General features: G+C 63.4%; 10 protein-coding genes. 8 read left to right on the top strand and 2 right to left on the bottom strand.

Annotation, left to right across the window (positions count from 1 at the left end; all coding sequences use genetic code 11):
• Positions 1-77: 77 nt before the first annotated feature.
• Positions 78-1082 carry an NAD-dependent epimerase/dehydratase family protein gene (locus KHO53_RS05415; RefSeq protein ID WP_100782564.1) on the bottom strand — a complete coding sequence of 335 codons (1005 nt, stop codon included), beginning with the start codon at positions 1080-1082 and terminating at the stop codon, positions 78-80.
• Positions 1083-1134: 52 nt separating this feature from the next.
• Positions 1135-2025 (bottom strand): LysR family transcriptional regulator ArgP, encoded by an 891-nt coding sequence (locus KHO53_RS05420; RefSeq protein WP_036996756.1) that lies wholly within the window; start codon positions 2023-2025, stop codon positions 1135-1137.
• 121 nt (positions 2026-2146) lie between these two features.
• Here KHO53_RS05420 and KHO53_RS05425 point away from each other — a divergent pair, with 121 nt between their 5' ends.
• The 8 genes from KHO53_RS05425 to KHO53_RS05460 all read left to right on the top strand — a co-directional run bounded on the left by KHO53_RS05425 (position 2147) and on the right by KHO53_RS05460 (position 12499).
• Entirely contained in the window at positions 2147-2746 is a 600-nt protein-coding gene (locus KHO53_RS05425) for a LysE/ArgO family amino acid transporter (RefSeq protein ID WP_213570074.1), read from the top strand.
• 189 nt (positions 2747-2935) lie between these two features.
• Positions 2936-3532, top strand: a complete 597-nt coding sequence (locus KHO53_RS05430; protein WP_010220832.1) for a superoxide dismutase — start codon at positions 2936-2938, stop codon at positions 3530-3532.
• Between the two features lie 315 nt (positions 3533-3847).
• Positions 3848-5929: a putative bifunctional diguanylate cyclase/phosphodiesterase gene (locus tag KHO53_RS05435; protein ID WP_374045286.1), complete on the top strand. Its 2082-nt coding sequence runs from the start codon at positions 3848-3850 to the stop codon at positions 5927-5929.
• A gap of 148 nt (positions 5930-6077) precedes the next feature.
• Positions 6078-7412, top strand: coding sequence for an imelysin family protein (locus tag KHO53_RS05440; RefSeq protein WP_010220830.1), 1335 nt, complete (start codon positions 6078-6080; stop codon positions 7410-7412).
• Between the two features lie 196 nt (positions 7413-7608).
• A complete protein-coding gene (locus KHO53_RS05445; RefSeq protein ID WP_213570075.1) occupies positions 7609-9036 on the top strand; it encodes a di-heme oxidoreductase family protein in 1428 nt (475 codons plus the stop codon).
• A gap of 15 nt (positions 9037-9051) precedes the next feature.
• A complete protein-coding gene (locus tag KHO53_RS05450) occupies positions 9052-10116 on the top strand; it encodes an imelysin family protein (protein WP_036996764.1) in 1065 nt (354 codons plus the stop codon).
• Positions 10117-10118: 2 nt separating this feature from the next.
• On the top strand, positions 10119-11216 hold the full coding sequence (locus KHO53_RS05455; RefSeq protein WP_100782560.1) for a DUF1513 domain-containing protein: 1098 nt from the start codon (positions 10119-10121) through the stop codon (positions 11214-11216).
• A 125-nt stretch (positions 11217-11341) separates the two neighbouring features.
• Positions 11342-12499, top strand: a complete 1158-nt coding sequence (locus KHO53_RS05460) for an efflux RND transporter periplasmic adaptor subunit (protein ID WP_213570076.1) — start codon at positions 11342-11344, stop codon at positions 12497-12499.
• Positions 12500-12509: the final 10 nt, after the last annotated feature.

The following is a 12509-nucleotide window of genomic DNA, read 5'->3' on the forward strand; positions in this document are numbered from 1 at the left end:
CAACCACGGTGATAGCAAATGGTCAGTAGTATAAAGCCTGATCAGCGCACTGATCGACCGCAAAGCCCTGGTCCGGTTCAGTCCTTGCCGGACGGAAGGTCCTGGGCTTTCCACCAGCCACAGAACTCATCCAGTGCCGACCACAGGCTGACGCTGGGGCGGTAATCAAGAAACTGCCGGGCGCGGCTGATGTCGAGCGTGAAGTCCTTGCTCATCACCTGCGTACCCAAGCGCGACAGGGTCGGTTGCGGACGGCCAGGCCAGAGCAGGCAGGCACCTTCGTTCAAGGCCGCCAGGCTGTAGGCCAGGCCGTAGGAACGGTAACGGGTGACCTGCGGCAGGTGCATTTGTCGCATTACATAATTGACCACATCCCACAATGGCAACGGGTGGCCATTGCTGATGTTGTAGGCCTGGCCCAGCGCGGCCTCGTCGGCGAGCAAGGCACTGACCAACGCCTCGTTGAGGTTCTGCACGCTGGTGAAGTCGACCTTGTTCAAACCATTGCCGATGATTGCCAAACGCCGCTTGCGCTGCATCTGCAACAAGCGCGGGAAGATGCTCACGTCGCCAGCGCCAGTGACAAAATGTGGACGCAGGGCCAGCACTTCGAGGCCGAACTCCTGAGCGCCGAAGACCTTCTGCTCGGCCAGGTGCTTGGTTGCCCCGTAATGGTTATGGAAGCGCCGCGGCACCTGCTCTTCAGTGATGCCCAACTGCGAGCGGCCATTGAAACAGATCGACGGCGAAGACAAGTGCACCAGCCGCCGCACATGCTCTTTAAGGCATGCTTCCACCACGTTTTCAGTCACCACCACGTTGCCCTGGTAGAAATCCTGATAGCGCCCCCAGTTGCCCACGGCACCCGCGCAATGCACCACGGCTTCGACGCCCTGGCACAGGCGCCGGGCCAGGTCCGGGTCGTTGAGGTCACCCGGGATGAACTGCGCGCCGCGTCGCACCAGGTGCTCGACGCCTTCGGCGCGGCGGCCGTTGACCCGAACGTCAAAGCCCTGCTCCAAGGCAAAGCGCGCAAAGCGCCCGCCGATGAAGCCGCTCGCGCCGGTGACCAGAATTCGCATGTAGCACTCCGCCTAAAACAGGTTTTTCAGATACTGCTGACGCCGCCCGTGCCTACAAGGGCACCAGCCATTGCCCGGCCGTGAGGCGCAGGTGCTCCGTCAGTTGGCCAAGCAACTGCCCGCCATTGCGCCAATGATGCCAGTACAAGGGCACGTCGATGGGTTTATCCGCCGATATTTCTACCAGACGCCCGCTGGCCAGTTGGTCGCGTACCTGCAGTTCCGGCACCAGCCCCCAGCCCAGGCCCGCTTCGGTCATGCGCAAAAAGCCCTCGGACGACGGACACAGGTGATGCAGGAAACCGTCCTCAATACCCAGGGACGCCAGGTAACGGTGCTGGAGAAAATCATCCGGCCCGAACACCAGCGCCGGGGTACGCGACAAACGGCCGGCATCAAAGCCCGAAGGAAAGTAGCGGGCCATGAACGCCGGGCTGGCCAGGGCACGGTAGCGCATAGCACCAAGCAACAGGCTGCGGGCGCCCGCCACCGGCCGTTCGCTGCCGCACAGGCAGGCGGCCACTTCACCGGCTCGCATGCGCTTGAGGCCGACTTCCTGGTCTTCCACCACCAGGTCCAGCAGCACCTGCTGGTCAGCGCAGAACTCACCCGCCGCAGCGGCCCACCAGGTCGCCAGGCTGTCGGCGTTCAGGGCAATGCGCAAACGCTCCGGCATACCCTCCTCGTCCAGCGCCGGCACCTGGCTCTGCAGGTCGCGTTCAAGCAGGCGCACCTGCTGCACATGGTTGAGCAAGCGCCGGCCAACATCGGTGGGGCTTGGCGGGTTGGCGCGCACCAGCACCGGCTGGCCGACCCGCGCTTCAAGCAACTTGATGCGCTGGGAAATCGCCGACTGCGACAGGCCCAGCACCTGGGCGGCACGCTCGAAACCGGCCTGCTCGATGACGGCAGCGAGGGCAGAAAGCAGTTTGTAATCGAACATTATTTTTCCTAATGCCTGATCAGCTTTATTTGTTTTTCTTATACAGATGACATCCCCACAATGGCCAGCATCTTCTTTGTATTTGCGCCCGCGCCCTGCGGGCGTCCGTGGAGTCCTCCCTATGTGGCAAAGCTACCTGAACGGCCTGCTGGTCGCCTTCGGCCTGATCATGGCGATCGGCACGCAAAACGCCTTTGTCCTGGCGCAAAGCCTGCGCCGTGAACATCACCTGCCGGTGGCGGCGCTGTGCGTGGTCTGCGACGCCATCCTGGTGGCGGCCGGAGTGTTCGGCCTGGCCACGGTACTGGCGCAGAACCCGACCCTGCTGGCCGTGGCACGCTGGGGCGGTGCAGTATTTCTGCTCTGGTACGGCGGCAAAGCTTTGTTGCGGGCCTGCTCGCAACAAAGCCTGCAGCAAGGCGAAGGCCAGGGCCTGCGCTCGCGCCGGGCAGTGCTGCTCAGTGCCCTGGCGGTGACCTTGCTCAACCCGCATGTGTACCTCGACACCGTGTTGCTGATCGGCTCACTGGGCGCCCAGCAAACCGTGCCCGGCGCCTACGTGGCCGGCGCCGCCAGCGCCTCGCTGCTGTGGTTCTTCACCCTGGCCCTGGGCGCCGCCTGGCTGGCCCCGTGGCTGGCGCGGCCTGGGACCTGGCGGCTGCTCGACCTGATGGTGGCGGTGATGATGTTTGCCGTGGCGACGCAGCTGATCTTTACCTGAGGCGCCGCTCGTCCGGCACCGGCAAAGGCTCTGGAACCTCTTTCCCGTACACTTGTTGCGTGGTTAAGCACCGGGCCCGGTGCTATGATCCAGCCCTTGCGTCGCAAAGAGTACAGACTCGCCGACGCACACCGGCCGCCCGTGATCGGCCTTGCGCTCACCGCAACAGACCTGATTAGGAGAATCACCATGGCTTTTGAATTGCCGCCGCTGCCTTACGCCCACGACGCCCTGCAGCCGCACATTTCCAAGGAAACCCTGGAATACCACCACGACAAGCACCACAACACCTATGTCGTGAACCTGAACAACCTGGTGCCTGGCACCGAGTTCGAAGGCAAGACCCTGGAAGAGATCGTCAAGACCTCCTCGGGCGGTATCTTCAACAACGCCGCTCAGGTCTGGAACCACACCTTCTACTGGAACTGCCTGGCGCCAAACGCCGGCGGCCAACCAACCGGCGCCCTGGCTGAAGCCATCAACGCCGCGTTCGGCTCCTTCGACAAGTTCAAGGAAGAGTTCACCAAGACGTCGGTCGGCACCTTCGGTTCCGGTTGGGGCTGGCTGGTGAAAAAAGCCGACGGTTCCCTGGCCCTGGCCAGCACCATCGGCGCCGGCAACCCGCTGACCAGCGGCGACACCCCGCTGCTGACCTGCGACGTCTGGGAACACGCCTACTACATCGACTACCGCAACCTGCGTCCGAAGTACGTCGAGGCGTTCTGGAACCTGGTCAACTGGAAGTTCGTTGCCGAGCAGTTCGAAGGCAAGACCTTCACTGCCTGAGACGGCTGCTGATCGATACGCGTGATCCGGTATCGAGCGACCGAGAAGCCCACCCTAGCGGTGGGCTTTTTTATGGGCGCCGATGCTGCAACATTTTTCATCCTATTCCCGCGCCGTGCATCTTGCCGCGCACGCAGAGCACGCTAACATCAAACGTTGGGAAACTCTTTCCCACGGATTAAAGTCGCAAGGCCGGGCAACCGATACAGTGACGGCAGGCACCCAACCTGCTCCAGGGGCAAAAATGCACCCTCACGGAGCTGGAGAAGTCCTGTTGACGGCCGATAGTGGATTGCCAAGTTTGATGGCAAAATGATGCCATGCGCATGGATTAAGGAAACCCCATTGAAGCTGGAACTCAAGAACAGCTTATCGGTCAAGTTGCTCAGGGTAGTACTGCTCTCGGCGTTGGTCGTCGGTGTAGTTCTCAGTTGTGCGCAGATCGTCTTCGATGCCTACAAGACCCGCCAGGCCGTCGCCAATGACGCCCAACGGATCCTCGACATGTTCCGTGATCCTTCAACCCAGGCGGTGTACAGCCTGGACAAGGAAATGGGCATGCAGGTCATGGAGGGCTTGTTCCAGGACGAGTCCGTGCGCATGGCCGCCATCGGCCATCCCAATGAAACCATGCTGGCGGAAAAATCCCGCCCGCTGCAGGAAGTCTCCAGCCGCTGGTTGACCGACCTGATTCTCGGCCAGGAACGCAGCTTCACCACCCAACTGGTCGGCCGTGGCCCCTACAGCGAATATTACGGCGACCTGAGCATCACCCTCGACACCGCGTCCTATGGCGAGGGCTTTCTGGTCAGTTCGGTGATCATCTTCATTTCCGGTGTGCTGCGCGCCCTGGCCATGGGCCTGGTGCTGTACCTGGTCTATCACTGGATGCTGACCAAGCCGCTGTCGAAGATCATCGAGCACCTCACCCAGATCAACCCCGACCGCCCCAGCCAGCATCAGTTGCCGCTGATCAAGGGCCACGAAAAGAACGAGCTGGGCTTGTGGGTCAATACCGCCAACCAATTGCTGGCGTCGATCGAGCGCAACACCCACCTGCGTCATGAGGCCGAGAACAGCCTGCTGCGCATGGCCCAATACGACTTTCTCACCGGCCTGCCCAATCGCCAGCAATTACAGCAGCAACTGGACAAGATCCTGATCGACGCCGGTCGCCTGCAACGCCGGGTGGCAGTGCTGTGTGTCGGCCTGGATGACTTCAAGAGCATCAACGAGCAATTCAGCTACCAGGCCGGCGACCAGTTGCTGCTGGCCCTGGCCGATCGCCTGCGCGCCCACAGTGGCCGGCTTGGCGCCCTGGCACGCCTGGGTGGCGACCAGTTCGCCCTGGTCCAGGCCGATATCGAGCAGCCCTACGAAGCGGCAGAACTGGCCCAGAGCATTCTCGATGACCTCGAGGCGCCGTTCGCGCTCGACCATCAGGAAATCCGCCTGCGCGCCACCATCGGCATCACCCTGTTCCCCGAAGACGGCGACAGCACCGAGAAGCTGCTGCAAAAAGCCGAGCAGACCATGACCCTGGCCAAGGCCCGCTCACGCAACCGCTACCAGTTCTACATCGCCAGCGTCGACAGCGAGATGCGCCGCCGTCGCGAGCTGGAAAAAGACCTGCGCGAAGCCCTGCCGCGCAACCAGCTGTTTCTGGTCTATCAACCGCAGATCAGCTACCGCGACCACCGCGTGGTCGGCGTCGAGGCGCTGCTGCGCTGGCAGCATCCGGAGCTGGGCATGGTCCCGCCCGACCAGTTCATCCCTCTGGCCGAGCAGAACGGCAACATCATCACCATCGGCGAGTGGGTACTCGACCAGGCCTGCCGGCAACTGCGCGACTGGCATGACCAGGGCTTCAGCGAACTGCGCATGGCGGTCAACCTGTCGACCGTGCAACTGCACCACAACGAGCTGCCGCGGGTGGTCAACAACCTGCTGCAGATCTACCGCCTGCCACCGCGCAGCCTGGAGCTGGAGGTCACCGAAACCGGCCTGATGGAAGACATCAGCACCGCCGCCCAGCACCTGCTGAGCCTGCGCCGCTCCGGGGCGCTGATCGCCATTGACGACTTCGGTACCGGCTACTCCTCGCTCAGCTACCTGAAATCGCTGCCGCTGGACAAGATCAAGATCGACAAGAGCTTCGTCCAGGACCTGCTCGATGACGACGACGATGCCACCATCGTTCGCGCCATCATTCAGCTGGGCAAGAGCCTGGGCATGCAGGTGATCGCCGAGGGCGTGGAGACGGCTGAACAGGAGGCCTACATCATTGCCCAAGGTTGCCATGAAGGTCAGGGCTATCACTACAGCAAACCACTGCCAGCCCGGGAGTTGACCGCGTTCCTGAAACAGGCGCAGCGCAACCAGGTTTCGATTCTGTAACCCCCGTCCGAATCGCCAGAAGTGACAAAAACACGCATTTGAATATTTACGTGACTGCCCCTTTACACAAAATGCAAATCTTTCGCATTATGTTGCAGTTTTGCGTGCCCCGGTACGCTTGTCCAACCTCTCGACGCAGGAATTCGCCATGATTCGTATGCCTCTGGCCACCGCCAGTCTGTTGGCCATTGCCATCTCTCTCGCCGGTTGCGGCGACAGCAAGGACAAGGACAAGGCCGCCGCACCGCAAACTCCGGCCGCCACCACCTCGGCTGCCGCACCTGCTGGCGCCGTTGACGAGGCAGCGGCCAAGGCCGTGGTCAAGCATTACGCCGACATGGTCCATGCCGTCTACAGCGACTCGCTGAGCACCGCCAAGACCCTGCAAACCGCCATCGACGCCTTCCTCGCCAAGCCCAACGACGAAACCCTGAACGCCGCCAAGGCCGCCTGGGTCGCCGCACGCGTGCCGTACCTGCAGAGTGAAGTGTTCCGCTTCGGCAACACCATCATCGACGACTGGGAAGGTCAGGTGAACGCCTGGCCGCTGGACGAAGGCCTGATCGATTACGTCGATAAGAGCTACGAGCACGCCCTGGGCAACCCTGGCGCGACCGCCAACATCATCGCCAACCTGCAAGTGCAGGTCGGCGAAGACAAGATCGACGTCAAGGACATCACCCCGGAGAAACTGGCCAGCCTGAACGAGCTGGGCGGCTCCGAAGCCAACGTCGCCACCGGCTACCACGCCATCGAATTCCTGCTCTGGGGCCAGGACCTGAATGGCACCGGCCCAGGCGCTGGCGCCCGCCCTGCCTCCGACTACCTGGAAGGCAAGGGCGCTACCGGCGGCCACAACGAACGCCGTCGCGCCTACCTGAAAGCCGTGACCCAACTGCTGGTCAATGACCTCGAAGAAATGGTCGGCAACTGGGCGCCGAACGTCGCCACCAACTACCGCGCCACCCTCGAAGCCGAGCCTGTCAACGACGGCCTGCGCAAGATGCTGTTCGGCATGGGCAGCCTGTCGCTGGGCGAACTGGCTGGCGAGCGCATGAAAGTTTCCCTGGAAGCCAACTCGCCTGAAGACGAGCAGGACTGCTTCAGCGACAACACCCACAACTCGCACTTCTACGACGCCAAGGGCATCCGCAACGTCTACCTGGGCGAATACACCCGCACCGACGGCACCAAGCTGACTGGGCCAAGCCTGTCGTCGCTGGTGGCCAAGGTCGACGCGGCTACCGACACCACCCTCAAGGCCGACCTGGAAGCGACCGAAGCCAAGATCCAGGTCATGGTCGACCACGCCGCCAAAGGCGAGCACTACGACCAGCTGATCGCGGCCGACAACGCTGCCGGCAACCAGATCGTGCGTGACGCCATCGCCGCCCTGGTCAAACAGACCGGTGCGATCGAACAGGCCGCAAGCAAGCTGGGGATTGCCAACCTGGCGCCAGACAGCGCTGATCACGAGTTCTGATTCAGTAGCGGTTAACAAAGGCGACCTTCGGGTCGTCTTTTTTATGCGCATTATCGCGGGGCAAGCCCGCTCCCACTGTAGGAGCGGGCTTGCCCCGCGATAGATTTCATCCAGCAAACGCAAATCCCTCTTATTCAATTTCCCTGAGCCTGCTAAGCTTGCACGCCGGTTTTTTGCCCAAGCCCCAGGATTATTGATGTCCTCGTTGCTTTCCCGCCTCAGCCCCCTGCTTCTGGCCCTGTTCCTGGCCGGTTGCGACGATGCCCCGCATTTCACCCAGGCCGAGCCCGGTGAGGCGCTGGCCGGTGGCAAGGCCACGGTGAACAAGCGCGACCAGAACGCCTACTCCATGCCTTCGGCCAACCTGCCGCCGAGCCGGCGCCTGGACTTCAGCGTCGGCAACAGCTTTTTCCGCAGCCCCTGGGTGATTGCGCCGTCAACCACCACTGCCCGCGACGGCCTGGGCCCGCTGTTCAATACCAATGCCTGCCAGAACTGCCACATCAAGGACGGTCGCGGCCATCCGCCCGGGCCCAACGCGGCCAACTCGGTGTCGATGCTGGTGCGCCTGTCGATCCCTGACCAACCACAGTACGCCAAGGTCATCGAGCAACTGGGCATCGTCCCGGAGCCTGTGTATGGCGGTCAGTTGCAGGACATGGCAGTGCCCGGTGTCGCCCCCGAAGGCAAGGTGCGCGTTGAATACGATGCGCACACCGTAACCTTCAAGGACGGTACCCACGTGGAGCTGCGCACGCCGCGGTTGCAGATCAGCCAGCTGGGCTACGGCCCGATGCACCCGGACACCCGTTTCTCCGCCCGGGTCGCCCCGCCGATGATCGGCCTGGGCCTGCTCGAAGCCATCCCTGAGGCGGCAATCCTGGCCAACGCCGACCCCGATGACGTTAATGGCGATGGCATCCGTGGCCGCGCCAACCGGGTCTGGGACGATGCCCTGGGCCAGACCGTAGTCGGCCGCTTTGGCTGGAAGGCCGGGCAGCCAAACCTCAATCAGCAGAATGTCCACGCCTTTTCCGGTGACATGGGCCTGACCACCAGTCTGCGGCCGATGGACGATTGCACCCCGGCGCAAACCGACTGCCTCAACGCCGCCAACGGTAACGGCGCCAATGGCGAGCAGGAAGTCAGCGACAACATCCTGCGCCTGGTGCTGTTCTACACCCGTAACCTGGCGGTGCCGGTGCGCAAGAACGTCGATTCAACCCAGGTCCTGGCCGGCAAGAACCTGTTCCACCAGGCCGGTTGCCAACGCTGCCACACGCCACAGTTCACCACCGCCAGCGACGCCGCCGAGCCGGAGCTGGCCAGCCAGCTGATCCGCCCCTACAGCGACCTGCTGCTGCACGACATGGGCCCGGGCCTGGCGGATAACCGCACCGAGTTCGCCGCCAGCGGCCAGGACTGGCGCACCCCGCCGCTGTGGGGCATCGGTTTGAACCAGACCGTCAGCGGTCACACCCAGTTTCTTCATGATGGCCGCGCCCGCGACCTGCTCGAAGCCGTGCTCTGGCACGGCGGCGAGGCCGAGGCGGCCAAGCAGCACGTACTGACCTTCAATGCCGAGCAGCGCGCCGCGTTGCTGGCCTTTCTGAATTCACTTTAAGCAAAGGAGCCGGGCATGTTCCGTCCCAAACTGTTGTTCACCAGCCTTGCCGCCCTCGCCCTCGGCGCCTGCTCGCCGCAAGACCCGCAAGCGCTGACCTCGGCGGCGATCGCCCAACAGGTGATCCTGCCGACCTACAGCCGCTGGGTCGAAGCCGACCGCCAACTGGCCGTCAGTGCCCTGGCTTTCTGTGAAGGCAAGGCGGACCTGGCCACTGCCCGCGCCGACTTCCTCCATGCGCAAAAAGCCTGGGCCGAGCTGCAGCCGCTGTTGATTGGCCCGCTGGCGGAAGGCAACCGCGCCTGGCAGGTGCAGTTCTGGCCCGACAAGAAGAACCTGGTCGGTCGTCAGGTCGAGCAACTGATCAATGCCGACACGCCGGTCGATGCCGAAACCCTGGGCAAATCCAGTGTCGTCGTGCGCGGCCTGTCGGCTTACGAGTACATCCTCTTCGACAGCAAGCCGGACGCCGCCAACGCCGAACAGAAAGCCCGTTACTGCCCGCTGCTGGTGGCCATCGGCGAACACCAGAAGACCCTGGCCGAAGAAATCCTCAAAGGCTGGAACAGCACCGATGGCATGCTGGCGCAGATGACCAAGTTCCCCAACCAGCGCTATGCCGACTCCCACGAAGCCATTGCCGACCTGCTGCGCGCCCAGGTCACCGCCCTGGACACCCTGAAGAAAAAGCTCGGCGCGCCGATGGGCCGCTTGAGCAAGGGCATCCCGCAGCCGCTGCAGGCCGAAGCCTGGCGCAGCCACTCCTCGCTGAAAAGCCTGGAAGCCAGCCTGAACGCGGCCCAGACCGTCTGGGTCGGGGTCGACAACAAAGGCCTGCGTGGCCTGCTGGGCAAGGATCAGCAGGCCCTGGCCGACAAGATCGACGCCGCCTACGCCAATGCGATCAAGCTGCTGGCCAGCAACCAGAAAACCCTGGGTGAGTTGCTCGACGACGAAGCCGGTCGCCAGCAACTGAATGCCATTTACGACAGCCTCAACGTCGTCCACCGCCTGCACGAAGGCGAGCTGGCCAAGGCGTTGGGCATCCAGCTGGGCTTCAATGCCAACGACGGTGACTGATCATGTTGCGACGCCAGGCTCTCAAACTCGGTAGCGTTGTGCTCAGCGCCCTCACCCTCGGCGGCTGGGCCCTGTTTCGCAACAAGAGCAGCGCCCCGCTGCTGCTCTCGGCGCGTGACGATGGCGACGGCAAGCACTATGCCGTCGGCTACCGCCTGGACGGTACCCAGGTATTCGCCACCCAGGTGGGCCAGCGTTGCCACGACATCATCAACCACCCCGAGCAGCCGATTGCCCTGTTCGTCGCCCGCCGCCCCGGCACCGAGAGCTACCTGATCGACCTGCGCGATGGCCGCTTGCTGCAGACCATCACCTCGCAGCCGAACCGGCACTTCTACGGCCACGCGGTGATCCACAAGAGCGGTGAATGGCTGTATGCCACCGAGAACGACACCACCGACCCCGGTCGTGGCGTGCTCGGGGTGTATCGGTTCGACGGCGAACGTCTGCAGCACAGCGGTGAAATCCCGACCCACGGCATCGGCCCGCACCAGGTGTCGTGGATGCCCGACGGCGAGACCCTGGTGGTGGCAAACGGCGGTATCCGCACCGAGGCCGAAAGCCGGGTGGAGATGAACCTCGATGCCATGCAGCCAAGCCTGGTGCTGATGCAGCGCGACGGTACCCTGCTGAGCAAAGAGGTACTCGGCCAGCAGATGAACAGTGTGCGCCACCTGGCGATTGCCGCCGACGGCACCATCGTCGCCGGCCAACAGTTCATGGGCGCCAGCCACGAGACGGCCGAACTGCTGGCGATCAAACGTCCGGGCCAGGCATTCGAAGCCTTCCCGGTGCCCGAGCAGCAGTTGCAGTCGATGGCCCACTACACCGCCAGCGTCGCTGTTCACAATGAGCTGCGCCTGGTGGCGCTGACCGCACCACGGGCCAACCGCTTGTTCATCTGGGACCTGGACAGCGCCCAGGTACGCCTGGACGCCCCGATGCCCGATTGCGCCGGCGTCGGCGCCGTGGCCGACGGTTTTGTCGTGACCTCCGGACAGGGCCGTTGCCGCCTGTACGACTGCCGTAAAAACGAGCTGATCGGCCAGCCGCTGCAACTGCCCTCGGGGCTCTGGGACAACCACCTGCACCTGGCCTGAAAATAGCCGGGAACACAGGCTTCCCAGGCCCGGTCAACAGAGTAATATTCGGCTACATCGCACGTGGGCAGGGACGCCCGTCGTCGTGCCAAGCGAACCACAATTCGTCTCCAAGGAACTGGACTATGCTGCGCCGCCGCATGCTGATCATGTTGGGTGTTGTCCTGCTGCTCGTGCTGATCCTGGGGGGCTACAAAGCCTTTGCCATCTATCAGCAGATCCAGATGTTCGCGGCCCCCAAGCCACCGATCAACGTGGCGGCGACCGAGGCCAGCGAACGCGCCTGGCAGAACCGCTTGCCGGCAGTGGGCAGCCTCAAGGCCCTGCAAGGGGTCGACCTGAGCCTGGAGATCGCCGGCACGGTCAAGGCCCTGCAGTTCGAGTCCGGGCAGCAGGTCAGCAAGGGCCAGCTGTTGCTGCAACTGGACAGTGATGTCGAAACCGCGCTGCTGGGTACCGCCCTGGCCGACCTGGGCCTGGCCCAGGTCGATTACAACCGCGGCAGCCAGCTGGTCGGCAGCCAGGCCATTTCCAAGGGCGAGTTCGATCGCTTGAGCGCACAGTTCAAGCGCACCAAGGCGGTGGTCGAACAACTCAAGGCCGCACTGGCGAAAAAGAGCATCAACGCACCGTTCAGCGGCACCATCGGCATCCGCCAGGTGGACGTCGGCGACTACCTGGCCAGCGGCACAGTCATCGCGACCCTGCAGGACCTGAGCAGCCTCTACGTCGACTTCTTTGTCCCCGAGCAGTCGATTCCCAAGCTGAGCATTGGCCAGCAGGTGCTGGTCAACGTCGCCGCCTACCCACAGGAGAACTTCCCCGGCACCCTCAGCGCCATCAACCCCAAGGTTGAGGACAGCACCCGCAACGTGCAGGTCCGCGCCACCCTGGCCAACCCCGACGGCAAGCTGCTGCCCGGCATGTTCACCAGCCTGCAGGTGCTGCTGCCCGATCCGCAGCTACAGGTGGTGGTGCCGGAAAGCGCGGTCACCTATACGCTCTACGGCAACTCGGTGTACGTCGCCGTGGCGAAAAAGCCCGAGAAGGTCGAGGACGCCAAGCCACAGGCCACCCCCGAAGGCCAGGCGACACTGATCGCCGAGCGCCGTTTCGTGGAAACCGGTGAACGCCGCGATGGCCTGGTGGTGATCAGCAAAGGGCTCAAGGCCGGTGAAACGGTGGTCACCGCCGGCCAACTGAAACTCACCCAGGGCGCGCCGATCAGCATCAGCCCGGACAAGACCCTGCAAGCCCCCACCCGCCAGCCGCGCAGCAACTGATCAAGGAACC

The organism is Pseudomonas sp. RC2C2 (assembly GCF_018390435.1).
Taxonomy (GTDB): domain Bacteria; phylum Pseudomonadota; class Gammaproteobacteria; order Pseudomonadales; family Pseudomonadaceae; genus Aquipseudomonas; species Aquipseudomonas donghuensis.